Below are 24710 nucleotides of genomic sequence, written 5' to 3'. Positions count from 1 at the left end.
GCCGCCCCATGCCCACCGGCCACTCCGCCTTCGCCACCTCGCGCCGCTCCGTGCTGCGCACGCTGGCAGCGGGCGCCAGCGCGCTGGCCTGGCCCGCGCTGGCGCGCGCCGGCGACGCACCGGCCGCGCTGCGCCTGCTGGCGCACGGCAGTCTGGCGGCGGGCGGCGAGTTCAAGGGCACGGTGGTGGGCGGCCTCTCCGGCCTGGCGCACGACGCGGCCACCGGCCTCTGGTACGCGCTGTCGGACGACCGCGCCCGCCACGGCCCGGTGCGCTGCTACGCGCTGCGCCTGCCGACGCCCGAGCCGGGCCGGCCGCTGCGGCCCGAGTGGGTGGACGTGATCACCCTGCGCGGGCCGGACGGCCGCCCGTTCCCGCGCGGCGACACCGACCCGGAGGCCCTGGCGCTGCGGCGCGACGCCGCCAGCGGCCGCGCCACCCTGCTGTGGGCCAGCGAAGGCAACGTCCGCGCCCGCGTGCCGCCGGCGCTGTACGAATCGGCGCTGGACGGCACGCTGCTGCGCGAGATCGCCCTGCCCCCGCTGCTGCGCCAGATCGGCCGCCTGGGCCGCGGCCCGCGCGACAACGAGGCGCTGGAGGGCCTGGCGATCACCCCCGACGGCCGCCACGCCTGGGCCGCCATGGAAAGCGCGCTGGCGCAGGACGAGGGCCCCGGCATCCCGGGCGGCGCGCCGGGCGCCTGCCGCATCACGCGCATCGACCTGGCCAGCGGCCGCGCCGACCGCCAGTTGGCCTATCTGCCGGAGCCGCTGCCCTTCGGCGCCGCCATGCCGCACGGCCCGGCCGAGAGCGGCGTGGCCGAAATCCTGATGCGGGACGAGCGCCGCATGTGGGTGCTGGAGCGCGCCTGGACCCCCGCCACCGGCGTGTCGGCCCGCCTGTACGAGGCCGCGCTGGACGGCGCCACCGACACCCTGGGCATCGACACGCTGCGCGCCGGGCGCTACCGGCCTAGCCCCAAGCGCCTGCTGCTCGACCTGCGCCAGAGCGGCCTGCCGCACGTGGACAACTTCGAGGCCATGGCCTGGGGGCCGCCCCAAGCAGATGGGCGCCGCACGCTGGTGCTGTGCACGGACGACAATTTCAACCCGCTGCAAGTGACGCAGTTCGCGGCCTTCGAGGTCGCAGGGCTGTGACGTTCTGGCTTCAAGCAAAATCGGCCTCCAGCGCCCGCCAGTAAAGCGCAGGCAGCTATCATTTTTGAAACAGCAACACGGTTGAGCGCATGACGAACACCACTTCCTCCTTCCCCTGCATCGCCTTCATCGGCGGCGGCAACATGGCCAGCGCGATCATCGGCGGGCTGATCCGGCAGGGCCTGCCGGCCGGCCAGATCGACGTGGTGGAGCCCTTCGAGCCCTCGCGCGCGGCATTGCGCGAGCGCCTGGGCATCGCCGCGCAGCCCGCGCCCACGGCGGCGCTGGCGCGCGCCGGGCTGGTGGTGTGGGCCGTCAAACCGCAGATGTTCAAGGAGGCCGCCGCGCCGGCGGCGCCGCACGTCGGCGGCGCGCTGCAACTGTCGGTGATGGCCGGCATCCGCGCCGGCGACATCGCCACCGCCACCGGCAGCGCCCGCGTGGTGCGCTGCATGCCCAACACGCCGGCGCTGGTCGGCCAAGGCATGACGGGGCTGTTCGCCGCCCCGGCGGTGACGGCGGCCGACCGCGCGCTGGCCGAGCGCGTGATCGCCACCACCGGCGACTACCTGTGGGTCGAGCGCGAGAAACTGCTGGACGCCGTGACCGCCCTCTCCGGCTCCGGCCCGGCCTACGTGTTCTTCTTCCTGGAGGCCATGCAGCAGGCCGGCACCGAGCTGGGCCTGTCGCCCGAGCAGGCGCGGCGGCTGGCGGTGGGCACCTTCCTGGGCGGCAGCGCGCTGGCCAAGGATTCGCCCGAGCCGCTGGCCACCCTGCGCGAGCGCGTCACCAGCAAGGGCGGCACCACTTACGCGGGCCTGACGGTGATGCGCGAGAAGGGCATGGGCGAGACTTTCGTCGCCGCCATGAAGGCCGCCGCGCAGCGCGCCCAGGAACTGGGCGACGAATTCGGGCGGTAAGAACCTATCATCGGCGGGCGATCATCGCGACAACCATCAGGAGACAACCACCATGCCCGCCAGCAAGAAAGCCTCTTCCCGCCAATCCACGCGCCGCCGCGGCGCGGACCTCGGCCGCGCGCTCATCACCGGCGCCTCCGCCGGCATCGGCGCCGAGCTGGCGCGCGAGTTCGCCCGCCACGGCCACCCGCTGACGCTGGTGGCGCGCCGCAAGGAGGCGCTGGCCGCGCTGGCCGCCGAGCTGACGCGCGAGCACGGCGTGGACGTGAAGACCATCGCCCAGGACCTGGCCGCGCCCGGCGGCCCCGCCGCCGTGGTGAAGGCCGCGCAGGCCGGTGGCGAGACCATCGGCATCCTGGTGAACAACGCCGGCATCGTCGATACCGGCCCCTTCGTGCAGGCCGCCACCGAGCGCCTGCTCGCCCTCGTCGACCTGAACGTGCGCGCCATGACCGAGATGACCAGCCGCCTGCTGCCCGGCATGGTCGAGCGCGGCGCGGGGCGGGTGCTCAACGTGTCGTCGCTGTCGGCCTTTCAGCCGGTGCCCACCATGGGCACGTACGCCGCCAGCAAGGTGTTCGTGCTCTCGCTGACCGAGGCGCTGTCGGAGGAGCTGCACGGCACCGGCGTATCCGTCACCGCCCTGTGCCCGGGCTTCACGCAGACGGACATGATGGACGAGATCCAGGCCGGCTCGGCGGCCATCCGCAAGCTGCCGCAGCAGATGCTCTCCAAGCCCGCCGACGTGGCCGCGCTGGGCTACCGCGCGCTGATGGCGGGCCAGACGGTGGCCGTGCCGGGCCTGCCCAACCAGCTCACCGCCGCCTGGGCGCAGGTCACGCCGCGCTGGCTCACGCGCGCCGTGGCGGGCTTCGCCACGCGCGCGCGCGGCTGAGCGTCAAGCCGCCGCCAGCGTTTTCAGGCCGCCGGCGATGGTGTCGCGCAGGATGGCGGCGCTGCCCGCCAGCGCCTGCGTCTCGGCCGCCGACAGCGGCGGCACGAAGGGCTGGGAGGCGCCTTGCGCGCCGATGACGTGGGGCAGCGACACGCAGGTGTCGCGCACCCCCAGCAGCTGCGGCATGAAGGTGGAGACGCTGAACACGCCCTTCTCGTCGCCCACGATGGCGCGCACCAGCCGCTCGATGCAGCCGCCGATGCCGAAGTTGGACACCCCCTTGCCCGCCTTGATGCGGTAGGCCGCGGTGCGCACGTCCTCGGCGATGGCCTGCTGCTCCCGCGCGTCGATGGCGCGTCCCCGCTGCGCCGCGAACTCCAGCAGCGGCAGTCCGCCGACGACGGCGTTCGACCAGCACAGCACCTGCGAATCGCCGTGCTCGCCGTACACGTAGGCGTGCACGGCCACGGGCGACACGTCCAGGATGTGGGCCAGCCGGTCGCGGAAGCGGATGGAGTCGAGCATGCAGCCCGTGCCGATGGCGCGGCCCGGCGCGACGCCGTGGCGCCGCACGGCCAGGGCGGGCATGGCATCGACCGGGTTGGTGGCGAACAGCAGCACAGCGCCGGGCGCCACGCGCACCACCTGGGCCAGGATGCCGTCGGTGATGCCCAGGTTCTGCTTCAGCAGATCCAGCCGGGTCTGGCCGGGCTGGAGGCTGGCGCCGGCGGTGATGACCACCACGCTGGCCCCGGCCAGGTCGCCGTAGCCGCCCTCGACCACGCGCGCGGCCGGGCCGAAAGCGGCGGCGTGGCCGATGTCCGCCGCCTCGCTGGCGGCGCGGGCGGCGTTCATGTCCACCAGCACGACCTCGCTCACACCGGGGGTGGAAGACAGCAGGTACGCCGCCGCGGCCCCCACCAGGCCGGTGCCGATGACGCCGATGCGCGCGCCCATCTCACAGCACTCCCATCATCGGCCACAGCGTGGCCGACAGCAGCAGGATCAGGCCCAGGCCGGCGAGCGTCATCACCACGCCGACCTTGGCGAACTGCATCACGCCGAAGGCGTTGGTGCCGTAGCACAGCATGTTCTGCGGCGCGTTGGTCGGCAGGATGAAGCCGAAAGAGACCACGAAGCTCTGGATCAACACGATGCCGAAAGCGGTCTCGCGGCTCACCGGCAGGGTTTCGGCGAAGGCGATGAAGATGGGGATCAGCGTGCTGGCCAGCCCGGTGGCCGACGCGAAGCCCAGGTGCAGCACGATGTTGAAGATCGACAGCGCGGCGATCACCGTCACCACCGGCAGCGCCGCCAGGCCCAGTTGACCCAGCGTCTGCTGGGCCAGCCAGGCGGCGGCGCCGGTCTTCGACAGCAGGGTGCCCAGCGAGATCGAGGCCGCGAACAGCACCACCGTGCCCCAGGGCACGAGCTTCTCGGCCTGCGCCCAGTGCATCACGCCGATCTTGGGCATCAGCAGCAGGGCGATGCCGATCTGCGTCGTGGTGGTGGTGTCGAAGGGGTGCAGCAGCCCCTCGGTGGACCACATCAGCAGCAGCAGCATGGCCACGACGATCAGGCGCTTCTCGGCGGCGGAGACGGGGCCGAGGTGGGCCAGCTGCTCGCGCAGCTGGGCCTCGGCGGCCTCCTTGGCGGGCACCTGGGGGCGCAGCAGCCACAGCGCGGCGAAGAACAGCACCACGCTCATGCCGATGGTGAAGGGCAGCGCGGTGATGAACCACTTGCCCCAGGTGATGTTCATGCCGAAGGCCTTCTGCATGAAGTCCAGGCTGATGATGTTCTGCGCCGCCCCGGTCTTGATGCCGACGTTGAAGATGGTGCAGGCCTGGGCGGTGACGATCATCAGCGTGGCGGCCAGCGAGCTGTTGTTCGCCAGGCCCAGCGCCGCCGTGATGCCCATCATGATCGGGATCACCGCGCCCACGCGCGCGGTGGCCGAGGGGATGAACAGCGCCAGCGCCAGCCCCACCAGGATGGCGCCCAGCGTCAGCCGCGCGGGCGAGATGCCCACTTTGCTCATCACCATCAGCGCCACGCGCCGGTCCAGCCCGGTGTGCTTGAGCGCCACCGCCAGGAACAGCGCCGCCGCCACCAGCAGCACGGCGGTGGAGGAGAAACCGCTGATCATGGTGGTGAGCGCGTCGGACGACTTCATCGGCTTGCCGCCTTCGGTGAGCGGCTTGCCCATCAGGCCCAGCACGGCCGCGCCGGTCAGGATGACGGCGCTGTTGGCGGGCGAGACGCATTCGCTGATCCACAGCGTGACGACCAGCACCAGCAGGCCCAGCGCCACCTGCCCCGAGGCCGACAGCCCCGCGGGCTGCGGCAGCGCCAGCACGATGAGGTACAGGGCGATGGCCAGCCCCAGGAAGGCCAGCTTGCGGTTGGAGCCGGGCTCCGGCTGCGACTGGAACGGCGTGCCGGGCGGCGCGGGAACGGGGGCGGATGCCATGTGAGGCTCCTCTCGTGCGTTGGGTTGGCGGGACTGGACAGGGCATGCTAGCGGCCGCGCGCCGGACCGGCCCTTGATCTACGTCATGAATGCCCGCGCCGCCGGCACGGGATCGTCAACGCAGCGCGAACCCCAACGCCACGCCGGCGAACAGGCAGGCGCCGATCCAGTGGCTCCTGCTGAAGGCGGTGAAGCAGCCCTCGCGCGTGCGGCCCCTGATGAGCGTGTAGTGCCATGCCACCTGCGCCGCCGCCGCGGCCAAGCCCAGCGCGAGGGGCCAGCCCAGCCCCAGCGGCCACAACGCCCAGGCGGTGAACACCAGGCACAGCGCGAAGAAGCCCATGACGGCCGCCACGTCGAAGCGCCCGAGCGTGATGGCCGAGGTCTTCATGCCGATCTTCAGGTCGTCGTCGCGGTCCACCATGGCGTATTCGGTGTCGTAGGCCAGCACCAGGCACAGGTTGGCCAGCCACAGCACCCAGGCCGTGGCGGGCACCTCGCCGCGCACGGCGGCGAACGCGATGACGATGCCGAAGTTGAACGCGATGCCCAGGAACGCCTGCGGCATGGCGAAGAAGCGCTTGGTGAACGGGTAGAGGATGGTGAACAGCACGGCGGGCACCGACCAGGCCACCGCCTCCCAGCGCGTGGTGAGCACCAGGGCCAGCGCCGCCAGCGCCAGCACCACGCCGACGATGGCCGCTTCCTTCACGCTGACCTGCCCGCTGGTGATGGGACGGTGCGCGGTGCGCTTGACGTGGCGGTCGAAGTCGCGGTCGGCGATGTCGTTGATGCAGCAGCCGCTGCTGCGCATCAGCACCGTGCCCGCCACGAACACCGCCAGCAGGTGCCAGCCGGGAAAGCCGTCCGCCGCCACCCACAGCGCCGCCAGCGTGGGCCACACCAGCACCAGCCAGCCGGCGGGGCGGCTCCAGCGGATCAGGTCCAGGTACAGCGCCAGCCGGCTGCGCGGCGGGGGAGCTTCGGCGAACGAGTTCATACTATTTATTTAATAGCTGCCCACGCTTGCTGGACGGGCGCTGGAGGCCAATTTGACCAAGAATCCAGCACCTCAGGAGGTCAGCCGCCGCACGCCCGGCAGCGCGCACGCGTAGACGGCGTTGCGCAGCGCCGCGATCGCCTCGTAGCGCGTGAAGCTGCGGCGCCAGGCCAGCACCACGCGGCGCGTGGGCGGCGCGCCGCCGCCCTCGTCGCGGATCGGCAGGTAGCGCACCAGCGGCGCGGCACGGCCGTCGTCCGCGCGGGCCGGCACCGCCAGGCGCGGCACCAGCGTCACGCCCATGCCGGCGGCCACCATGTGCTGGATGGTTTCCAGCGACGAGCCCTCGAAACTCTTGCGGATGCCCTCGGCGCTGCTGGCGAAGCGCGCGAACTCGGGACAGACCTGCAGCACGTGGTCGCGGAAGCAGTGGCCGGTGCCCAGCAGCAGCATGTGCTCGCCCTTGAGCTGCTCGCTGCTCACCCACTCGCCGCGCGCCAGCGGGTGATCGGCGGGGATGGCGGCCATGAAGGGCTCGTCGTACAGCGGCGCGATGGCCAGGCCCGTGTCGGGGAAGGGCTCGGCCAGGATGGCGGCGTCGATCTCGCCGGTGCGCAGCATCTCCAGCAGGCGGGCGGTGAAGTTCTCCTGCAGCATCAGCGGCATCTGCGGCGTGCGGGCGATGACCTGGCGCACCAGGTCGGGCAGCAGGTAGGGGCCGATGGTGTAGATCACGCCCAGCCGCAGCGGGCCGCCCAGCGGGTCCTTGCCGCGCTTGGCGATCTCCTTGATCTCGGCCGCCTGCTCCAGCACGCTCTGCGCCTGGCGCACGATCTCCTCGCCCAGCGGCGTCACCGTCACCTCACCGGCGCTGCGCTCGAACAGCTTCAGCTCCAGCTCGTCCTCCAGCTTCTTCACGGCCACCGACAGCGTAGGCTGCGAGACGAAGCAGGCTTCGGCGGCCTTGCCGAAGTGCTTCTCCCGGGCAACAGCCACGATGTACTTGAGTTCGGTGAGGGTCATGGGACGGTTCTGCGCATTATTGCCAGAATCCATCGTGCACTGATTTGGCGGCGCGCGGTACGGCCCCTGCAAATCCGCGGCGCCCGGGCAGCCGTGCCGCTTTCCGGTGCGGGCCCGCACCAGCCGCGCGCTCCGCCCGAAGCCCGGTTCCTGGTGAAAACCCTGGCGCCTGGCGCCCGGAACACTGCATACCATTGCACATTCGTTGAAATATACGAATACATATACGGAAAATCCTGCAAGCCAGCCAACGCCCGCTGGCATGGCTTTTGCATTGTTCGTATACGAAGACATATATCTTGTCTTGCCCGCCCGCCGACCCTGGCTTCCAACCCTCTCAAGAAAGGCATCCATGCTCTATTACTTCGCATACTGCACCTGGCTCAACGACCCCGAGATCCGCCGCTACTGGCCCAACACCAAGGCCATCACCAAGGGCCACGCCGCCAACCACCGCTTGCAGTTCCACGCGGCGGGCGACCGATCGGACCGGGGCTGGTGCCACCTGAACGGCGTGTCGGACGCGCATGGCGTGAACGCGCTGGGCGTGGTGTTCGAGCACGAGCCGCACCAGTTCAACGAAGACTACGACGACTTCGAGCGCTTCTTCCTGACCGTCCACGGCGACGACGGGAAAGCCTACGATTGCTGGACCTACCGCCTCACCAACCCCGGCATCGCCATGCGCCCGCCCAACTTCTACTGGGACCACATCCCCGCCGGGCTGAAGGCATGGCAGTTCCCCGCCGAGTACATCGCCTCGGTGCAGGCCACCTACGACGCCGCCGCGCCCTGCCCGCGCGCGGACCGCCCCAACCCGTCCGCCATCCCCGGCAAGTCGGCCGACAGCCGCTGACCCGCCGCTCCCGCGCAACGCCAACCGCCTTTTCTTTTCTTCCAAGGAAATCATCATGAGCACCCTGATACGTCACCTCCGCAGCGGCGCCCTGTTGCTTGCGGCCGCCGTTCCGCTGCTGGGCATGGCCCAGACCAAGACCGCTGGCGCGGATGTGCTGGCAATGATTCCGGCGGAGATCAAGGCGCGCGGCGCGCTGCGCGTGGGTTCGCAGCAGACCTTCCCGCCCATCGAGTTCCGCGAGCCCGGCAAAGCCGAGGTCACGGGCGCCAGCCGGGACCTGCTGACCGAGATGGCCCAGCGGCTCGGCCTGAAGATCGAATTCGTGCAGGCCGAGTACGCGGCGCTGATCCCCGGCCTGGAGGCCGACCGCTTCGACATGGCCTCGGGCGGCATCAGCGACACCGAGGAGCGCGAGCAGAAGGTGGACTTCGTGAACTACATGTTCTCGGGCGGCAGCATCCTGGCGCTGGCGGCCAACAAGGACAAGCTGGACACCATCGACGACTTCTGCGGCAAAGGCGTGGCCACGCTGCTGGGCAGCCGCGTCATCATGGCGCAGGTGGAAGCCGCGTCGGAGCGCTGCGTCAAGGCCGGCAAGGCCGCGATCCGCGCCGAGCAGCTGCCCTCCGCGCCCGACGCGCGCATGCAGCTCGACCTGAAGCGCGTGGACGGCTACCTGGGCGACTTCCCGGCCCTGGTGTACATGAGCCAGCAGTTCCCCGGCCGCTACCGCATCGTGGGCGGCAACTACATGCTCACGCAGTACATCACCTCCTGGGCCTTCGCCAAGAACCGCGCGGGCCTGCGCGACGCGGTGCAGAAGGCCATGCAGTCCATGCTGGACGACGGCACCTACCAGAAGGCGCTCGACAAGTGGGGCGTGGGCGGCGCCGCCCTGCCCGCGATCAGCGTCAACCTGCCCGCCTCCAAACGGACCAAGTGACCTGGGCCGCGGCGGAAGGCGCCCCGGGCGCCTCTGTCCGCAGGCATCCACATTCCACTCCGGAGCTGCCGCGTGACCCTCGCCACCCCCTCCTCCAGCGCGGCGCCCCGCCGCGTGGTGCACCGCCGCCACTGGGGCCCCTGGATCTTCGCTGCCCTGGTGCTGCTGGCGCTGGCCGCGCTGCTCCAGGCCGCCATCCGCGCCCAGGTGATGAACCTGTCCATCGTCGGCGAATACCTGTTCAGCCGGCTGGTGCTCGAAGGCGCGGTCAACTCGCTGCTGCTGGGCACCACGGCGCTGTTCCTGGCGGCGGGCGTCGGCCTGGTGGCCGCGCTGATGCGCGTGAGCGGCAACCCCATCCTCACCGCGTTCTCGTCCACCTACGTCTACCTGTTCCGCGGCACGCCGATGCTGATCCAGCTGATCTTCTGGTTCAACGCATTCCCCATCATGTTCCCGCAGCTGCGCATCGCCGTCCCGTTCACGGACTGGGTGCTGGTGGATGCGCAGATGACCCAGGTCATCACGCCCCACGTCGCCGCGCTGATCGGGCTAAGCCTGGCCGAGGGCGCCTACATGGCCGAGATCATCCGCGGCGGCTTCCTGGCCGTGGACAACGGGCAGCGCGACGCGGCCCGCGCCATCGGCATGCCGCAGGGCCTGCTGATGCGCAAGGTGGTCATTCCGCAGGCGGCGCGCATCATCGTGCCGGCGGCGGGCAACCAGTACATCCTGCTGCTCAAGTCCACCTCGCTGGCCTCGGCCATCGGCTACCTGGAACTGCTGCGCATCTCCACCGACATCTACGCCGCCAACTTCCACGTGGTGGAGCTGCTGGCGGTCGCCGGATTCTGGTACCTGGTGATGACGGCCTTCGCCACCGTGTTGCAGACCGCGCTCGAAAAGCTCTTCCCCCACCGGTAGCCTCATGTCCGCGCCATCCTCCACCCCCATCGCCATCCAGCTGGCCGGCGTGACCAAGTACCGCGGCGCGCAGTGCGTGCTGCGCAACGTGAGCGCCGAAATCCCGCGCGGGCAGATCGTGGCCGTGCTCGGCCCCTCGGGCGCGGGCAAGTCCACGCTGCTGCGCTGCGTGAACCACCTGGAGACCATCGACGGCGGCCGCATCGTCGTCGATGGCGGCCTGGTGGGCTACCGCGAGCGCGGCGACACGCTGCTGCAACTGAGCGACCGCGAGATCAGCCTTCAGCGCCGCACCACCGGCATGGTGTTCCAGAGCTTCAACCTGTTCCGCCACATGACGGTGCTGGACAACGTCACCTCCGGCCCGCTGCACGTGCTGGGCCGCCCCAAGGCCGAGGCCCGCGCGCAGGCCCTGGCGCTGCTGCGCCGCGTGGGCCTGGAGGAAAAGGCCAGCGTCTATCCGCACCAGCTCTCGGGCGGGCAGCAGCAGCGCGTGGCGATTGCGCGCGCCCTGGCCATGCAGCCCACCGTGATGCTGCTCGACGAGCCCACCAGCGCCCTCGACCCCGAGCTGGCGCAGGAGGTCGTCGCCGTGATCCGCCAGCTCGCCGAGGACGGCATCACCCTGATGATGGCCACGCACGAGATGTCCCTGGCGCGCGACTTCGCCGACCGGGTGCTGTTCATGGTCAACGGCGAGATCGTCGAGGACGTGATGCCCGCGCGCCGCTTCTTCGAAGGCCCCGCGAGCGAGCGCGGGCGCCAGTTCCTGTCCCACCACCTGGCCGCCCACTAGCCTATGTCTCAACACCCCTTCCAGCAGCTGCACCACGTCTGCATCGTCGTGCACGACCTTGAAAAAGCCGTGGCCTATTACGAAAGCCTGGGCATGGGCCCCTGGTTCGACTACCCCAAGGGCCGCCATCCCTACGTGAGCTTCGAGGTGCCCAACAAGCAAGCCTCGGATGCCATGCGCTACAAGTGCCTGGACCTGGGCAACGTCCAGCTCCAGCTGTGCCAGCCGCCGCTGCTGGATTCGCCCCAGCGGCGCTTCCTGGACACGCACGGCGAGGGCGTCTACCACCTGGGCTTCGAGGTGCCCGACTGCGACGCGGCCGAGGCCCACGCGTGCCAGGCGGGCGTGGGCATCACGGCGCGGGGCCGCCGCACCGATAATTCCGGGTTCACCTATTTCGACACCCGGCCCGGTGCCGGCGTGGTGCTGGAGGTGCGCACCACGTCCGCCGGATAGCCATCGCACCGCCCGCCATGACGCCCGCCCGCCCCGCCGCCTCCATCGCCACCGACGTCTACCAGCAGCTGCGCGACAGGATCCTGTCGCACGAAGCCAAGCCGGGCGACCGCTTGGTCGAGGACGACATCTGCGCGCAGCTCTCCTCCGGCCGCACCCCCGTGCGCGAGGCGCTGCTGCGGCTGCAGGGCGAGGGGCTGGTGAGCCGCCACCGGGGCTGGATGGTGGGCAACGGCGCGCCGCTGGCCTTCCGCAGCATCTTCGAGGGCCGCATGGCCATCGAGGGCTATGCCACGCGCCTGGCCGCCGAGCGCGCCACGCCCGAGGATCTGGCGTATCTGCGCGATCTGCTCGCGCAGATGAACGCGGCCGAGTCCGTGTCGCGCAGCGAGGTCAGCCGCCTGAACCGGCTGTTCCACCGCCGCCTGGTGGCGCTGTCGGACAACCTCTACTTCGTGGAGCAGCACGAGCGCACGCAGTTCCACTACTGGAGCCTGCGCCTGCCCGTGATCTTCGCGCAGGACCAGCTCGCGCACTCCAACGTGCAGCACACCGGCATCCTGGCGGCGCTGGAGCAGCGCAACGGCGACCTGGCCGAGCGGCTCACGCGCGAGCACATCGCCACCACCATGCGCATCGTCGCCGACGCGCTGGAAGAACGCTGAAGGACACGTCCATGGCCCACACCACCGCCGTCCGCGTGCTGCACGCGGGTGCCAGCCACCTCTACCCCGGCGTGCGGCTGGGCGGCCCGGCGGTGCAGGACTGGCCCCTGTGGCAGGCGGGCGACGCCGTGCTCGTCGAGTTCGCCGACCTGACCACCGGCCAGGGCGTGGTCGAGGCCGCCGCCCCGGGCGGCTGGCAGGTGCGCGTGGCCGCGCGCGCCACGGCCAAGGGCACGGCGACGGCGGCGAAGACCTGGTGGCTCGCCCCGCGCCCCGGACAACCCGGACTGCTGCGGGTGCGCCGCCCCACGAGCCCACGCTGAAACCCCTCGCCACGATGCCTGCCCCCCACGCCATGGGCGGCCTGCTCCTCATCGGAGCGATGGCTGGCTTTTCCCTCTCCGACGCCCTGGTGCAGCTCGCAGGCAGCGGCCTGCAGGCCGTCCACCTGGCCTGGCTGCGCTACGTGCTGCTGCTGCTCAGTGCGCTGCCCCTGCTGATCCGCAACCCGGCCCTGGCGCGCAGCCGGCGCCCTGGCGTGCAGGTGCTGCGGGCGGCGGGGCTCGTGGGCTCGGCGGTGCTGTTCCTGCAAGGGCTCAAAAGCCTGCCCATCGCCGACGCCACCGCGCTCGTGTTCGTATCGCCGCTGTACGTGACGCTGCTGTCGGCCCTGATGTTGCGCGAGCCCGTGGGCCTGTGGCGCAATCTGCCGGTGATGCTGGGCTTCGCGGGCGTGCTCATCGTTGCGCAGCCGGGCGGCGCGGGCTTCAACGCGGCCATGCTCTACCCCATGCTCTCGTCCATGGCCTGGGCCACCGCCGTGATCTGCACGCGCCTGCTGAGCGGCGCCGACTCCGCCACCACCACCATGCTCTACTCCGCCGCGCTGGGCGTGGTGGCGCTCTCGCCCGCGCTCGCCACCGCCGACACGGCCGCCGTGGCGGCCCAGTGGCCTTGGCTGCTGGCCATGGCGCTGGCCTGGTGCCTAGCGCAGTGGATGACGATACTGGCCTACCGGCTGGCACCCCCGGGGGCCATCGCGCCCTTCTCGTACTCCCAGATGCTGTGGGCCGCGATCCTGGGCTGGCTGCTGTTCGGCCAGGTGCCCAGCGCACGCACGGCGCTGGGCATGTCCGTCATCGCCCTCAGTGGCGTGATGGCCGCGTGGATGGCACGCAGGACGTTCAAGCGTTGAGGTAGTCCGATTTCCCCCCCAGCCAGCGCGCAACGTGTTTTGCGGCCAGGCCGGGGTGGCGGTCGAGCATCCGCGGGGCCCAGTCACGCGCCCAGTCGAGCAGCGGGGCGTCGGTGCTCAAGTCGGCGAAGCGCAGCAGCGCGGCGCCGCTCTGGCGCGCGCCGAGGAACTCGCCCGGGCCGCGGATGTCCAGGTCGCGCCGGGCGATCTCGAAGCCGTCGCCGGTCTCCACCATGGCCTTCAGGCGCGCGCGCGCCGTCTCGCCCAGGCGGCCGCCCTCGGGCGCCGAATACAGCAGCACGCAGGCCGAGGCCGCCGCGCCGCGCCCCACGCGGCCGCGCAGCTGGTGCAGCTGGCTCAGGCCGAAGCGCTCGGCGTGCTCGATCACCATCAGGCTGGCATTGGGCACGTCCACGCCGACCTCGATGACGGTGGTGCTCACCAGCACCGGCAGCTCGCCGCGGGTGAAGCGCTGCATCACCGCCTTCTTCTCGGCGGCCGGCATGCGCGAGTGCAGCAGGCCGACGGCGCAGCCCGGCAGCGCCTGTTGCAGTTCGGCGTGCGTCTCGGTGGCGTTGCGCAGGTCCAGCGCCTCGCTCTCCTCGATCAGCGGGCACACCCAGTACACCTGCCGGCCCTGCGCGAGCTGCGCGCGGATGCGCTCGGCCACCTCGCCGCGACGGTGCTCGGCCACCAGCTTGGTGACCACCGGCGTGCGGCCGGGCGGCAGCTCGTCGATGGTGGAAACGTCCAGGTCGGCGTAGTAGCTCATGGCCAGCGTGCGCGGAATGGGCGTGGCGCTCATCATCAGCAGGTGGGGTTCTGAAGCTGACGGCCCCCACGCTCCGCCGCTGCGCGGGTCGCTGCCCCCCGAGGGGGTTGCGTCGCCTTGGGGCGGCCCGGCGGCGAGGTTCGGCGCCCCCGCGCTCCCTGCTTCGCATGGTTCGCTGCCCCCCGAGGGGGTTGCGTCGCCTTGGGGCGGCCCGGCGGCGAGGTTCGGCGCCCCCGCGCTCCCTGCTTCGCATGGTTCGCTGCCCCCCGAGGGGGTTGCGTCGCCTTGGGGCGGCCCGGCGGCGACGCCCGCCTCCGACAGCTTGTTGCGCAAGTCCAGCCTCTGCTGCACACCGAAACGGTGCTGCTCGTCGATGACGGCCAGGCCCAGCCGCGCGAAGCGCACCTGCGCCTGGATGACGGCGTGCGTGCCCACCACCAGCGCGGCCTGGCCGGACTCGATCAGGCCCAGCATCTCGGCGCGGGCTTTCTTCTTCTGCCCGCCGGTGAGCCAGGCCACGCACTGGCCGCGCGGCGCCAACAGCGGCGCGAGCCACTCGATGAGCTTGGCGAAGTGCTGCTCGGCCAGGATCTCGGTGGGCGCCATCAGCGCGCACTGCCAGCCGGCGTCGATGGCGGTGGCGGCGGCCAGCGCGGCCACCACCGTCTTGCCGCTGCCCACGTCGCCCTGCAACAGGCGGTGCATCGGCTGGGTGCGCGCCAGGTCGTGCGCGATCTCGTCCACCACGCGGCGCTGCGCGGCGGTCAGCTGGAACGGCAGCGCGGCCAGCAGCTGCCCGGCCACGCCGTTCGACGCCACGCGCAGCACCGGCGCGCGCAGGTGCGCCCGCGCGCGCCGCGCCTGCAACTGCGACAACTGCTGCGCCAGCAGCTCCTCGGCCTTCAGGCGCTGCCAGGCGGGATGGGTGTGGTCTTCGAGCTGCGCCAGCGACGTGTCGGGCGTGGGTTGATGCAAAAAAGTGAGCGCCTGGCGCAAGTCCCACGGGCGCTGGAGGCCGATTTGGCTCAGAACTTCCGCCGGCACCGTCTCCGACAGGTCGGCCTGCGCCAGCCCCGCCAGCACGGCCTTGCGCAGGTAGGGCTGGGGCAGCTGCGCCACCGTGGGATAAATGGGGGTCAGCGCCGCCGGCAGCGCGCCGCCGGCAGCGCGCACGGTGGGGTGCATCATGGTCAGGCCGGCGAAGCCGCCGCGCAGTTCGCCGCGCGCCCGGATGCGTGTGCCCACCGCCATCTGCTTCTGCTGCGAGGGATAGAAGTTGAAGAAGCGCAGCACGCAGGCATCGCTGCCGTCGTCCACCGTCACCAGCAGTTGGCGGCGCGGGCGGAAGGTCACCTCCTGGTGCGTGACCTGGGCCTCGATCTGCACCGTGTCGCCGTCGCGCGCGTCGGCCAGGCGGGTCAGGCGCGTCTCGTCCTCGTAGCGCAGCGGCAGGTGCAGCGCCAGGTCGATGGGACGCAGAAGGCCCAGCTTGCGCAGCGCCTTCTGCGGGGCTGACAAGGGCGTGGCATCGTCGGGCGGCATAGGACAATTCTGCCCGCACCCGCCGCATCCACCACACTGCGGCATTTCAGTCAGCGGTTACGCTCGATGCCCCTGAATAACATGAAGCCCAAAGAGTCAAAAGGCCGCGGAGCAGGCCACGCCAGCGCGCTCCTGGCCGAGGTTTCCCCGGCCAGCGGGTGTGCCCCCTCAAGGGGGGAGGCGCAACATCGCGCAGCGAGTGAAGCCACGGGGGTGGGCCAATTCCACACGAGCGACTTCGACTTCGCGCTGCCGCCCGAACTCATCGCCCAGCACCCCGCGCCCGAGCGCAGCGCCTCGCGCCTGCTGGACGGGCGCGGCGCTCAAGCCGTGGACCGGGTATTCCGCGAGCTGCCCGCGCTGCTGGCACCGGGCGACCTGCTGGTGTTCAACGACACCCAGGTCGTCAAGGCCCGCCTGTACGGCGAAAAACCCAGCGGCGGCAAGCTGGAGTTGCTGGTGGAGCGCGTGCTGGAAGACGGCACCGTGGCCGCGCACATGAAGGTCAGCAAGAAGCCGCCCGCCGGCACCGTGCTGCGCATGGCCGGCGGCTTCACGGCCGAGCTGCTGGGGCGCTGGCCGGATGCGCAGGGGCCGCTGTTCCACCTGCGCTTTTCCGCCGACCCCTACGAACTGATGGCCGCGCACGGCCACGTGCCGCTGCCGCCGTACATCGAACACGGCGATACGGCGGAAGACGAGACGCGCTACCAGACCGTGTTCGCCCGCAACCCCGGCGCCGTGGCCGCGCCGACGGCGGCGCTGCACTTCGACGAGGCGCTGCTGGCCGAACTGGACGCGCGCGGCGTGCAGCGCGCCGCCGTCACCCTGCACGTGGGCGCCGGCACCTTCCAGCCCGTCAAGACCGAGCGGCTGGAAGAACACGTGATGCACCGCGAGCGCTACCACGTGCCGCCGCCAACCGCGCAGGCCATCGCCGACTGCCGCGCGCGCGGCGGCCGCGTGGTGGCCGTGGGGACGACCAGCGTGCGCACGCTGGAAAGCTGGGCGCAGAGCGGCGCGGCCAACGGCGACACCGGCATCTTCATCACGCCGGGCTTCCGCTTCCAGGTAGTGGACGGGCTCGTCACCAACTTCCACCTGCCGCGCAGCACGCTGATGATGCTGGTCAGCGCCTTCGCCGGCCACGCGCACGTGATGGCGCTGTACCGCCACGCCATCGCCGAGCGCTACCGCTTCTTCAGCTATGGCGACGCGATGCTGCTGGCGCGAACGGAGGCCGCATGACCGCCTTGCGAACCCTGGTGCTGGGCGGCTACGGAAACTTCGGCGCCCGCATCACCAAAGCCCTGGCGTCGGACTCCGCGATCAAACTGGTGGTCGGTGGCCGGGATGGCACGCGCGCCGAGGCCCTGGCAAGCGAGATAGGCGGCGCGCAGCCGCTGACCGTGGATGGCAGCGACCCACGGCTGGCCGAGCGCCTGCGCGACGAAGGCATCGGCCTGATCATCCACACCGCCGGGCCTTTTCAGGCGCAGGGCTATGCCGTGGCCCATGCCTGCGCACGTGCCGGCGCGCACTACATCGACCTGGCCGATGGACGCCGCTTCGTGTGCGACTTTCCCGCCGCGCTGGATGCCGGCTTCCGCGCCGCCGGCCGCTGCGGCATCAGCGGCGCCAGCACGGTGCCGGCGCTGTCGTCCGCCGTGGTCGAGCACCTGGCGCGCGGCTGGCAGGCCATCGCGTCGATCGACATCTGCATCGCGCCGGCGCAAACCGCGCCGCGCGGCGTGGCCACGCTGGCCGGCGTGCTGAGCTACTGCGGCGCGCCGATCGACGTCTGGCAGGACGGCCGCTGGCAGCAGGCCGATGGCTGGGCGCGGCCGACGCCGGTCCGCTTCGCCCACCTGCCGCCGCGCCGCGGTGCGCTGTGCGACATCCCTGATCTGGAACTGTTCCCGGCGCGCTACGCCGTGACCGGCAGCGTGCACTTCCGCGCCGCGCTGGAGGTGCCGCTGTCGCAGACCTCGTTCGCGCTGCTGGCCTGGCTGCGGCGGCGCGGGCTGCTGCGGCGCCCGCAGGCCCTGGCGCCGCTGCTGCACCGGTGCGCGCCGCTGCTCGACCGCTGGGGCTCGGCCCTGGGCGGCATGGTGGTGGCGCTGCGCGGCACGGATGCGGCGGGCCAACCGGCCGAGGCACGCTGGGACATCACCGCCGACCACGACCACGGCCCCGAGATCCCCTGCATGGCCGCCGTCCTGCTGGCGCGGCGGCTCGCGCGCGGCGCCGTGCCGGCACCCGGCGCCACCACGGCCGCGGGGCTGCTGCCGCTCGAAGACTTCGAGCCCGAGTTCGCGCGCTGGGGCATGGCCACGCAAATCACATGACCTCGATCACCACCCCCGCCGAACCGCCCGAGCTGCGCTGGCTGCGCGGGACGCTGGTCTTCGTCTGGCTGTGGACGGCGGTGGTCTCGGTAGTTGAATGGCACGGCCAGAGCCTGGCCCTGCTGGCCGGCCTGCCGCCCGCATGGGCAGGCGCCAAGCCCTGGCTGATCGGCACCGGGGCGCTGCTCGACGCCGTGCTGGGTGTGTGGCTGTGGTGGCGCCCTGGGCGCACGGCCTACGCCGCCGCGCTGGCGGCACTGGCGGGCATGACGCTGCTGGCCACCGTGATCGAACCCGGCTGGTGGCTGCACCCGTTTGGCCCGCTCAGCAAGAATGCGCCCATCGCCGCCGCGCTGGTGCTGCTGTGGCGCCGCGCGCCGGCACGCCCCTGAACCCCATGTACCTGCTGCTGAAATACGTCCACATCCTCTCCAGCGTGCTACTGGTGGGCACGGGCTTCGGCACGGCGTACTACATGTTCTTCGCCAACCGCGGCCGCGACGTAGCGGCGCAGGCCGAGGTGGCGCGGCTGGTGGTGCGGGCCGACTGGTGGTTCACCACGCCCGCCGGCATCGTGCAGCCGCTGACCGGGCTGTGGATGGCGCACCTGGCCGGCTGGCCGCTCTCCACGCCGTGGATCGCCTGGTCGCTGGCGCTGTACGTGCTGACGGGCGCGCTCTGGCTGCCGGTGGTGGTCTTGCAGATGCGCATGGCGCGCATGGCGGCGCAAGCGGCGCACGGCGGCCAGCCCCTGCCTGCCGCGTACGGGCGCTGCGCGCGCTGGTGGGAAGCGCTGGGCTACCCCGCCTTCGTCGCCATGCTGGTGGTGTTCTGGCTGATGGTGGCCAAGCCGTCGTGATGGCGTGGCTCCGGGCACGCCTTATTCCGTTTCAAGCCAAATCGGCCTCCAGCGCTCGCCCATCAAGCGCGAGCAGCTATTATTTGAATAGCTTCAGGCTTGTACCTGAAGCCAGATGCGGCCACCCTCGCACTTGGCCGGGTAGCTGCGCACCGCGTCCACGCAGGGCTCCAGCGTGGGCGCGCCGGTGCGGATGTCGAAGCGGCCCTGGTGGAAGGGACACTCGATCTCGTGCCCTTCCAGAAAGCCGTCGCACAGGCGCGCATGGCCGTGCGTGCAGATGTTGTCGGTGGCGAACACCTCGCCCGCCTCGGTCTTGTAGACCGCGATGTCGTGGCCTTTGATGTCCACGCCGATGGCGGCGCCCTCGAAGATGTCGTCCTCGGCGGCGACGTCGATCCAATCGCTCATGTCGCGCTCCTTCAGATGGGATAGATGATGGAGTTGGGGATCATCTCGCTGTCGTAGACGGCCAGGCGCTGGGCGAACTTCAGGCCGTCCGGCGTGGGCACCACGCGGTCGAGGTAGCGGCCGACGTTGAAGACGGTGCTCATGCCGTCGAGCTTGGTGCGGAACACGGCGTAGTTGGATTCGCACGCGATCTCGCCCTGCGCCGACACGGCGCGGACCACCGGCGCGCCGACCACGTGGCGCTGGTAGTACGGGTCGTGGAACAGCGTCTCCTTGATGCCGTACACGCGGTCGCGCAGGCTGGCCTTGCCGTCGAAGGCCAGGGTGCTGAGCGGAAAGCCGCGCTCGTGGTTCTCGCGCGGTTGCAGCTTGTAGACGCAGTCGTCAGTGAAGAAGTTGGGCCACAGGTCCCAGTCGCCGCTGCTCACCGCGGCGGCGTAGTCGGCCTGCAACTGCACCAGCGCCTGCCAGGTGTCGAAGTCGAGCTTCATGCGGCGTCCTTTTCCGGCGAAGCCGCGCCGCCACCGGGCCGCCCCAAGGCGGCGAGCGCCCCCTCGGGGGGCAGCGCAGCATGCGAAGCAGCGGAGCGTGGGGGCTCCATCACTTTGCGCCAGTATTCGTACATGCCGCGAATGAGCGTCTCGGTGACCATGTGGTCGGTCTCCTCCACGCCCCGCCCGCCCAGTTCGGCCAGCGCGCGGTGCGTGGGCTTCTGCGTGAAGCCGCACTGCGACAGCTCGATGGCCTCGCCGTCGTCCGCGCTGACGAAGCCGGCCGGTCCGAACAGGTTGGCCTGGCGCAGGCGGCGCGCGGTCATCTCGGGCGTGTCGTCGGCGAAGCCGAAATGCGTCCACACGAAGTCGAAGTTGCCGTGGCCGTCCGGCTGGATGTGGCGCGTGGAAACGCTGTTGACCTGCTGCTGGAAGATCACGCTGGGGAAGATGGTGGTCATCACCGCCGTCGGCTCGCCCCACCAGTCCTCGTGCACGATGTCGAGGAAGCGCTTGTCCTCCAGCTCCATGCTGGACTTGAAGCTGGTCACCTGCGACACCTCGGACTGCTTGCCGGCGTTGCCGCGCGTGGAGATCATGGCGGCGTGGCGGTGGTGCGCGTCCATCTTCAGCGCCGCCTTGTTGTCGGCGCGCCAGAGCCCGAAGGTGACGAACCAGGTGTGCAGCAGGCCGGGGTGGTAGGGGTCCTTGATGTTCTCCTGCATCAGCTTCCAGTTGCCGGGGATGCGCTGGCGGTTGTAGCCCAGGATCTTCAGCTCGCGGCCGTCGAACAGGCGGTCGTAGTACGCCAGGATGGTGGGGCCCAGGTAGTCCTCCAGCGGCTCCACGTCGTGGTCGAAGCTGGCGAACACCACGCCGCCGCGCGCGGCCACCTTCAGCTTGGTCAGGCCGTGCTCCTTGGGGTTGAAGTCGCTCGGCATGCCGCCCTTGACCTGCCCGTCCTGCCGCACGCCGCGGCGCAGGGGCACGCCTTGCAGGTCGCCGCTCAGCGTGTAGCTCCACTGGTGGTAGGGGCAGACGAATTCCTTCATGCCGCTGCCGTGGCGCTTGCGGCAGAACTGCATGCCGCGGTGCGCGCACACGTTCTCGAAGCAGTGCAGGCTGCCGTCGGCGGCCCGGCTGAGGATGACCGAGCGCTCGCCCACCACGGTGCGCTTGAAGTCGCCCGGGTTGGGCACCTCGGCCTCCAGGCCGACGTAGCACCAGTGGCCCTGGTAGAAGAAGCGTTCCAGCTCCTGCTGATGCAACTGCTCGTCGGTATAGACGGCGAAGGGGATGCGGCTGGTGTCACCGGCCGGCCAGTGCACCGGCGCGGCGATAGGCGCGGTGGTTGCGCTCATGCGTGTCTCCTCGTGGGTTTGGCGCCGATCATGCGGCCGGCGGGCGAAATCATCAATGAGGATCGGCTTATAGTCGCCATTCACATCATGAATACGCACGGCGATCTGGCGCGCATCGACCTGAACCTGCTGCGGGTCTTCGAGCAGGTGATGCGGCAGCGCCGCGTGTCGCGCGCCGCCGCCGCGCTGGGGCTGTCGCAGCCAGCGGTGAGCAACGCCCTGCGCCGCCTGCGCGGCCTGCTGGGCGACGAGCTGTTCGTGCACACGCCCGCCGGCATGGCCGCGACGGCGTACGCGCTGCGCATCGCCCCGTCGGTGACCCAGGCGCTGGCGCTGATCGACACCGCGCTGGCGGCGCCCGGCGCCTTCGAGCCGGCGCGCGACGAGCGCGGCTTCACCCTGGCGATGACCGACGTCGGCCAGATCTACTTCCTGCCGGTGCTGATGCAGGCGCTGGCGCGCGAGGCGCCGGGCGTGACCCTGCGCACCACCGGCGTCGGCGGCGCCGCCCTGGCCGACGCCATGGCCGCCGGCCACGTGCACCTGGCGCTGGGCTGGCTGCCCGACCTGCGCGCCGGCTTCTACCAGCAGGCGCTGTTCCGCCAGGGCTACGTGTGCCTGATACGGCGCGGCCACCCGGCGCTGAACGCGCCGCTGGACCGGGCCGCCTTCCTGGCGCTGGACCACGTGCACATCGAGGCCAGCGGCACCGGCCACGCGCAGGTGGACGAGCAGCTGGCGCGGCGCGGCCTGCGCCGCCGCATACGCCTCGCGGTGCCCGACTACGTGGCGCTGGGCCACGTGCTGGCCGGCACCGACCTGGTGGCCACCGTGCCCGAGCGCTTCGCCGCCCGCGTGTGCGACGCGCTGCCGCTGGCGGCGCGCCCACTGCCGGCGCGGCTGCCGCCCTCGGCCATCCACCAGGTGTGGCATGCGCGCGTCCACCGCGACCCCGCGCACCAGTGGCTGCGCGCGCTGGTGGCGCGCGCGTTCGGCGGGCCAGGGCGCGGAGGCGATGCCGGATAATCCGCGCCTTGCTTCCCGCTTCTTCCCATGCTCGACCAGACCATCTCCAACGACCCCCTCACGCAGGAACTGCGGCGCATCCGCCAGTTGATCGGTGAAGGCCAGCTCCAGCCCGCCGCGCTGGCGCTGAACAAGGTGCAAGGCCAAGCGCCGAAAGACGCCCGCGTGCTCCTGCTCGGCATGCGGCTGGCCGACGCCGGCGGCAACCTGCCCGCCGCCATCCAGGCCGCGCGCCGCGCACTGGTGCTGGCGCCGGACTGGCACGTCGCGCAGATCGAGCTGGCCCTGCTGCTGGCGCGCCAGCAAGAGGGCGACGAGGCGGTGCCGCTCGCCATGCAGGCGCTGGCCAACGCGCCGTTCGACGAGCAGGTCATGGTGGGCGCCATCAACACCGCGTTCTTTTCGGAGCGGCATGAGCAGACCCAGGCGTGGGCAGAGGAAGGCGTGCGCCGGTTTCCCGATCACCTCGGGATGCGGCTTTTCCTGGGCAGCCATCTGGTCAACCAGGCGCGCTACCGCGAGGCCGCCGAGCATTTCGAGTTCATTCACCAGCGCGCGCCCCACCACCTGGAGGCCCTCACGGGCCTGCTGACCTGCGCCCTGCACGGCGGCGACACCGCGCAGGCCCGGCGCCATGCCGACCACCTGATCGCCTTGGCGCCCACCGACGACGGCGCGCGCTACTGGCATGCCATGGCGTACGGCCAGACCCCCTCGAGCCTGCCCCCGGGGATGGTGGCCAGCCTGTTCGACGAATATGCGGCGCGCTACGACGTCAGCGTGGTACGCGGCCTGCGCTACCAGCTGCCCGAGCGCGTGGCGCACATCCTGCTGGAACTCCACCCCGACCGCCGCCTCAACCTGCTCGACCTGGGCTGCGGCACCGGCCTGGTCGGCCTCCACCTCGGCCGCGTCGACGGGCACATCGTCGGCGCCGACCTGTCCGAGAAGATGCTGGCGCAGGCCGCCCGGCACGGCATCTACTCGAAGCTTTCCCGGGTCAACATCCTCGAAGCCCTGCGCGACACCCCCAGCGGCCATTACGAAGCCATCACCTGCGCCGACGTCCTGCCCTATGTCGGCGACCTCTCCCCGGTCATCCCCAACGCGCTGCGCATCCTCAAGCCCGGCGGCCACTTCATCTTCTCGTGCGAAGCCGCGGGCCAGAACGAGGCCGACCTGGTGCTGCGCGCCAAAAGCAACCGCTACGCGCACAAGGCCTCGGCCGTCGAGCGGCTATGCCGCGAGGCCGGGTTCGACAGCGTCGCCATCGAGCACCTGCCCGCGCTGCGCCTGGAAGGCGGCGAGCCGCTGCCGGGCTTCCTGGTCACGGCACGCAAGCCCGCCGCCTGAGCCGCCGCGCATGCTGCGCTTCGACCTGCTCGCCACCGACCCGTCGAGCCACGCCCGCCGCGGCCGCCTCACGCTGAACCACGGCGTGGTCGAAACGCCGATCTTCATGCCCGTGGGCACCTACGGCACCGTCAAGGGCGTGATGCCGCGCAGCCTGCACGAGATGGGCGCGCAGATCATCCTGGGCAACACCTTCCACCTGTGGATGCGCCCGGGGCTCGATGTGCTGCGCCAGTTCGGCGGCCTGCACGGCTTCGAGAGCTGGCCCAAGCCGATCCTGACCGACTCCGGCGGCTTCCAGGTCTGGTCGCTGGGCGAGATGCGCAGGATCAGCGAGGAAGGCGTGAAGTTCGCCAGCCCCGTCAACGGCGACCGGCTGTTCCTCACGCCCGAGATCAGCATGCAGATCCAGACCGTGCTGAACAGCGACATCGTCATGCAGTTCGACGAGTGCACGCCGTACGAAGCCAAGGGCCACGTCACCACCGAGCGCGAAGCGCGCGCCAGCATGGAACTGAGCCTGCGCTGGGCGCGCCGCTGCCAGGCCGAGTTCGCGCGCCTCGCGAACCCCAACGCCCTGTTCGGCATCGTGCAGGGCGGCATGTTCGAGGGGCTGCGGCAGGAGTCGCTGGAGCAGCTGGCCGAGATGGACTTCCCCGGCTACGCCGTCGGCGGCGTCAGCGTGGGCGAGCCCAAGGAAGACATGCTGCGCATCACCGCCCACACCCCGCACCGCCTGCCCGCCCACAAGCCGCGCTACCTGATGGGCGTCGGCACGCCGGAAGACCTGGTGTGGGGCGTGCAGCACGGCGTGGACATGTTCGACTGCGTCATGCCCACGCGCAACGCGCGCAACGGCCACCTGTTCACCCGCTTCGGCGACCTGAAGCTGCGCAACGCGCGCCACAAGGCCGACCCGCGCCCCATCGACGAGAGCTGCACCTGCCACGCCTGCGCCGGCGAGAGCGGCGTGGCCTGGGCCGACGGCGGGCGCGGCGGCTTCTCGCGCGCCTACCTGCACCACCTGGAGCGCTGTGGCGAAATGCTGGCGCCGATGCTCGCCACCCTCCACAACCTGCACTACTACCTGCGGCTGATGCAGGAAGTGCGCGATGCGCTGGACGCCGGCCAGTTCACCGCCTTCCGCGCGCGCTTCGCGGCCGATCGGGCGAGAGGCGTGTAGCGTGTCGGCCCGGCGACTGCGGCGCGGCACCCGGCCGACTATCCTTTCAGGTCGCCCG

General features: G+C 71.2%; 26 protein-coding genes. 18 read left to right on the top strand and 8 right to left on the bottom strand.

From position 1 onward, the window contains the following. Positions 1-8: 8 nt before the first annotated feature. The 3 genes from QM772_RS13620 to QM772_RS13610 all read left to right on the top strand — a co-directional run bounded on the left by QM772_RS13620 (position 9) and on the right by QM772_RS13610 (position 2972). Positions 9-1157 carry an esterase-like activity of phytase family protein gene (locus tag QM772_RS13620; RefSeq protein ID WP_415137330.1) on the top strand — a complete coding sequence of 383 codons (1149 nt, stop codon included), beginning with the start codon at positions 9-11 and terminating at the stop codon, positions 1155-1157. An 89-nt stretch (positions 1158-1246) separates the two neighbouring features. Next, on the top strand, positions 1247-2077 hold the full coding sequence (proC, locus tag QM772_RS13615) for a pyrroline-5-carboxylate reductase (protein WP_415137328.1): 831 nt from the start codon (positions 1247-1249) through the stop codon (positions 2075-2077). 52 nt (positions 2078-2129) lie between these two features. Continuing rightward, entirely contained in the window at positions 2130-2972 is an 843-nt protein-coding gene (locus QM772_RS13610; RefSeq protein WP_415137326.1) for an SDR family NAD(P)-dependent oxidoreductase, read from the top strand. Positions 2973-2975: 3 nt separating this feature from the next. Here QM772_RS13610 and QM772_RS13605 read toward each other — a convergent pair whose 3' ends face one another. From QM772_RS13605 to QM772_RS13590, 4 genes are all read right to left on the bottom strand, one after another. Further along, a complete protein-coding gene (locus tag QM772_RS13605; protein ID WP_415137324.1) occupies positions 2976-3929 on the bottom strand; it encodes a lactate/malate family dehydrogenase in 954 nt (317 codons plus the stop codon). Position 3930: 1 nt separating this feature from the next. Further along, positions 3931-5445 (bottom strand): SLC13 family permease, encoded by a 1515-nt coding sequence (locus QM772_RS13600; RefSeq protein ID WP_415137322.1) that lies wholly within the window; start codon positions 5443-5445, stop codon positions 3931-3933. 115 nt (positions 5446-5560) lie between these two features. Then, complete coding sequence (gene ubiA, locus QM772_RS13595) at positions 5561-6445, bottom strand: 4-hydroxybenzoate octaprenyltransferase (RefSeq protein WP_415137320.1); 885 nt, start codon at positions 6443-6445, stop codon at positions 5561-5563. A gap of 72 nt (positions 6446-6517) precedes the next feature. Beyond that, complete coding sequence (locus QM772_RS13590) at positions 6518-7468, bottom strand: hydrogen peroxide-inducible genes activator (protein ID WP_415137318.1); 951 nt, start codon at positions 7466-7468, stop codon at positions 6518-6520. Between the two features lie 352 nt (positions 7469-7820). On the opposite strand from QM772_RS13590, the gene QM772_RS13585 reads away from it, so the two are divergent. The 8 genes from QM772_RS13585 (at position 7821) to QM772_RS13550 (ending at position 13306) form a co-directional block, all read left to right on the top strand. Continuing rightward, positions 7821-8324 carry a gamma-glutamylcyclotransferase gene (locus QM772_RS13585; protein ID WP_415137316.1) on the top strand — a complete coding sequence of 168 codons (504 nt, stop codon included), beginning with the start codon at positions 7821-7823 and terminating at the stop codon, positions 8322-8324. 55 nt (positions 8325-8379) lie between these two features. Beyond that, positions 8380-9270, top strand: a complete 891-nt coding sequence (locus QM772_RS13580; protein ID WP_415137314.1) for an ABC transporter substrate-binding protein — start codon at positions 8380-8382, stop codon at positions 9268-9270. A 72-nt stretch (positions 9271-9342) separates the two neighbouring features. Next, positions 9343-10194: an amino acid ABC transporter permease gene (locus QM772_RS13575; protein WP_415137312.1), complete on the top strand. Its 852-nt coding sequence runs from the start codon at positions 9343-9345 to the stop codon at positions 10192-10194. Between the two features lie 4 nt (positions 10195-10198). Continuing rightward, a complete protein-coding gene (locus QM772_RS13570; protein WP_415137310.1) occupies positions 10199-10990 on the top strand; it encodes an amino acid ABC transporter ATP-binding protein in 792 nt (263 codons plus the stop codon). Between the two features lie 3 nt (positions 10991-10993). Beyond that, positions 10994-11446, top strand: coding sequence for a VOC family protein (locus tag QM772_RS13565; protein ID WP_415137308.1), 453 nt, complete (start codon positions 10994-10996; stop codon positions 11444-11446). 17 nt (positions 11447-11463) lie between these two features. Beyond that, positions 11464-12111 carry a GntR family transcriptional regulator gene (locus QM772_RS13560; RefSeq protein ID WP_415137306.1) on the top strand — a complete coding sequence of 216 codons (648 nt, stop codon included), beginning with the start codon at positions 11464-11466 and terminating at the stop codon, positions 12109-12111. Positions 12112-12122: 11 nt separating this feature from the next. Beyond that, a complete protein-coding gene (locus tag QM772_RS13555) occupies positions 12123-12434 on the top strand; it encodes a hypothetical protein (RefSeq protein ID WP_415137304.1) in 312 nt (103 codons plus the stop codon). A 14-nt stretch (positions 12435-12448) separates the two neighbouring features. Then, complete coding sequence (locus tag QM772_RS13550) at positions 12449-13306, top strand: DMT family transporter (protein ID WP_415137302.1); 858 nt, start codon at positions 12449-12451, stop codon at positions 13304-13306. Here the strand turns inward: QM772_RS13550 and QM772_RS13545 are convergent. Then, a complete protein-coding gene (locus QM772_RS13545) occupies positions 13296-15620 on the bottom strand; it encodes a DEAD/DEAH box helicase (RefSeq protein WP_415137300.1) in 2325 nt (774 codons plus the stop codon). The two genes, QM772_RS13550 and QM772_RS13545, sit on opposite strands and share 11 nt — an antisense overlap. Before the next feature lie 213 nt (positions 15621-15833). Between QM772_RS13545 and queA the strand changes: the two genes are divergently transcribed. Genes queA through QM772_RS13525 form a run of 4 tightly spaced genes read left to right on the top strand, consistent with a single transcriptional unit; the run spans position 15834 to position 18827 of the window. Then, the gene (queA, locus tag QM772_RS13540; RefSeq protein ID WP_415137298.1) at positions 15834-16868 is read left to right on the top strand and encodes a tRNA preQ1(34) S-adenosylmethionine ribosyltransferase-isomerase QueA; all 1035 of its coding nucleotides are present in this window, start codon (positions 15834-15836) and stop codon (positions 16866-16868) included. After that, a complete protein-coding gene (locus QM772_RS13535; protein ID WP_415137296.1) occupies positions 16865-17968 on the top strand; it encodes a saccharopine dehydrogenase family protein in 1104 nt (367 codons plus the stop codon). Before queA ends, QM772_RS13535 begins: the two co-directional genes overlap by 4 nt. Next, a complete protein-coding gene (locus tag QM772_RS13530; protein WP_415137294.1) occupies positions 17965-18360 on the top strand; it encodes a DoxX-like family protein in 396 nt (131 codons plus the stop codon). Before QM772_RS13535 ends, QM772_RS13530 begins: the two co-directional genes overlap by 4 nt. A gap of 5 nt (positions 18361-18365) precedes the next feature. Beyond that, complete coding sequence (locus tag QM772_RS13525; RefSeq protein WP_415137292.1) at positions 18366-18827, top strand: DUF2269 family protein; 462 nt, start codon at positions 18366-18368, stop codon at positions 18825-18827. 93 nt (positions 18828-18920) lie between these two features. Here the strand turns inward: QM772_RS13525 and QM772_RS13520 are convergent, their stop codons facing one another. From QM772_RS13520 to QM772_RS13510, 3 genes are read right to left on the bottom strand one after another with little or no spacing between them, the layout of a single operon-like run. After that, a complete protein-coding gene (locus QM772_RS13520; RefSeq protein ID WP_415137290.1) occupies positions 18921-19238 on the bottom strand; it encodes a non-heme iron oxygenase ferredoxin subunit in 318 nt (105 codons plus the stop codon). Between the two features lie 11 nt (positions 19239-19249). Continuing rightward, the gene (locus QM772_RS13515; RefSeq protein WP_415137288.1) at positions 19250-19729 is read right to left on the bottom strand and encodes an aromatic-ring-hydroxylating dioxygenase subunit beta; all 480 of its coding nucleotides are present in this window, start codon (positions 19727-19729) and stop codon (positions 19250-19252) included. Continuing rightward, positions 19726-21090, bottom strand: coding sequence for an aromatic ring-hydroxylating dioxygenase subunit alpha (locus tag QM772_RS13510; protein WP_415137286.1), 1365 nt, complete (start codon positions 21088-21090; stop codon positions 19726-19728). Before QM772_RS13510 ends, QM772_RS13515 begins: the two co-directional genes overlap by 4 nt. A gap of 87 nt (positions 21091-21177) precedes the next feature. Between QM772_RS13510 and QM772_RS13505 the strand changes: the two genes are divergently transcribed. Genes QM772_RS13505 through tgt form a run of 3 tightly spaced genes read left to right on the top strand, consistent with a single transcriptional unit; the run spans position 21178 to position 24652 of the window. Next, positions 21178-22116, top strand: coding sequence for a LysR family transcriptional regulator (locus tag QM772_RS13505; RefSeq protein WP_415137284.1), 939 nt, complete (start codon positions 21178-21180; stop codon positions 22114-22116). Positions 22117-22143: 27 nt separating this feature from the next. After that, positions 22144-23469: a methyltransferase domain-containing protein gene (locus QM772_RS13500; protein ID WP_415137282.1), complete on the top strand. Its 1326-nt coding sequence runs from the start codon at positions 22144-22146 to the stop codon at positions 23467-23469. Between the two features lie 10 nt (positions 23470-23479). Next, positions 23480-24652 carry a tRNA guanosine(34) transglycosylase Tgt gene (gene tgt, locus QM772_RS13495; RefSeq protein WP_415137280.1) on the top strand — a complete coding sequence of 391 codons (1173 nt, stop codon included), beginning with the start codon at positions 23480-23482 and terminating at the stop codon, positions 24650-24652. Positions 24653-24710: the final 58 nt, after the last annotated feature.

The organism is Ottowia sp., assembly GCF_047601385.1.
Lineage (GTDB): Bacteria > Pseudomonadota > Gammaproteobacteria > Burkholderiales > Burkholderiaceae_C > Ottowia.
The sequence above is the reverse complement of the archived record's forward strand: the minus strand, read 5'-3'. Positions and strand labels throughout refer to the sequence as shown.

Bases quoted from the DNA above. Each gene is read 5' to 3' on its own strand.
- QM772_RS13620 (WP_415137330.1), top strand. From the start codon at position 9: ATGCCCACCGGCCACTCCGCCTTCGCCACCTCGCGCCGCTCCGTGCTG.
- proC (WP_415137328.1), top strand. From the start codon at position 1,247: ATGACGAACACCACTTCCTCCTTCCCCTGCATCGCCTTCATCGGCGGC.
- QM772_RS13610 (WP_415137326.1), top strand. From the start codon at position 2,130: ATGCCCGCCAGCAAGAAAGCCTCTTCCCGCCAATCCACGCGCCGCCGC.
- QM772_RS13605 (WP_415137324.1), bottom strand. From the start codon at position 3,929: ATGGGCGCGCGCATCGGCGTCATCGGCACCGGCCTGGTGGGGGCCGCG.
- QM772_RS13600 (WP_415137322.1), bottom strand. From the start codon at position 5,445: ATGGCATCCGCCCCCGTTCCCGCGCCGCCCGGCACGCCGTTCCAGTCG.
- ubiA (WP_415137320.1), bottom strand. From the start codon at position 6,445: ATGAACTCGTTCGCCGAAGCTCCCCCGCCGCGCAGCCGGCTGGCGCTG.
- QM772_RS13590 (WP_415137318.1), bottom strand. From the start codon at position 7,468: ATGACCCTCACCGAACTCAAGTACATCGTGGCTGTTGCCCGGGAGAAG.
- QM772_RS13585 (WP_415137316.1), top strand. From the start codon at position 7,821: ATGCTCTATTACTTCGCATACTGCACCTGGCTCAACGACCCCGAGATC.
- QM772_RS13580 (WP_415137314.1), top strand. From the start codon at position 8,380: ATGAGCACCCTGATACGTCACCTCCGCAGCGGCGCCCTGTTGCTTGCG.
- QM772_RS13570 (WP_415137310.1), top strand. From the start codon at position 10,199: ATGTCCGCGCCATCCTCCACCCCCATCGCCATCCAGCTGGCCGGCGTG.
- QM772_RS13565 (WP_415137308.1), top strand. From the start codon at position 10,994: ATGTCTCAACACCCCTTCCAGCAGCTGCACCACGTCTGCATCGTCGTG.
- QM772_RS13560 (WP_415137306.1), top strand. From the start codon at position 11,464: ATGACGCCCGCCCGCCCCGCCGCCTCCATCGCCACCGACGTCTACCAG.
- QM772_RS13555 (WP_415137304.1), top strand. From the start codon at position 12,123: ATGGCCCACACCACCGCCGTCCGCGTGCTGCACGCGGGTGCCAGCCAC.
- QM772_RS13550 (WP_415137302.1), top strand. From the start codon at position 12,449: ATGCCTGCCCCCCACGCCATGGGCGGCCTGCTCCTCATCGGAGCGATG.
- QM772_RS13545 (WP_415137300.1), bottom strand. From the start codon at position 15,620: ATGCCGCCCGACGATGCCACGCCCTTGTCAGCCCCGCAGAAGGCGCTG.
- QM772_RS13535 (WP_415137296.1), top strand. From the start codon at position 16,865: ATGACCGCCTTGCGAACCCTGGTGCTGGGCGGCTACGGAAACTTCGGC.
- QM772_RS13530 (WP_415137294.1), top strand. From the start codon at position 17,965: ATGACCTCGATCACCACCCCCGCCGAACCGCCCGAGCTGCGCTGGCTG.
- QM772_RS13525 (WP_415137292.1), top strand. From the start codon at position 18,366: ATGTACCTGCTGCTGAAATACGTCCACATCCTCTCCAGCGTGCTACTG.
- QM772_RS13520 (WP_415137290.1), bottom strand. From the start codon at position 19,238: ATGAGCGATTGGATCGACGTCGCCGCCGAGGACGACATCTTCGAGGGC.
- QM772_RS13515 (WP_415137288.1), bottom strand. From the start codon at position 19,729: ATGAAGCTCGACTTCGACACCTGGCAGGCGCTGGTGCAGTTGCAGGCC.
- QM772_RS13510 (WP_415137286.1), bottom strand. From the start codon at position 21,090: ATGAGCGCAACCACCGCGCCTATCGCCGCGCCGGTGCACTGGCCGGCC.
- QM772_RS13505 (WP_415137284.1), top strand. From the start codon at position 21,178: ATGAATACGCACGGCGATCTGGCGCGCATCGACCTGAACCTGCTGCGG.
- QM772_RS13500 (WP_415137282.1), top strand. From the start codon at position 22,144: ATGCTCGACCAGACCATCTCCAACGACCCCCTCACGCAGGAACTGCGG.
- tgt (WP_415137280.1), top strand. From the start codon at position 23,480: ATGCTGCGCTTCGACCTGCTCGCCACCGACCCGTCGAGCCACGCCCGC.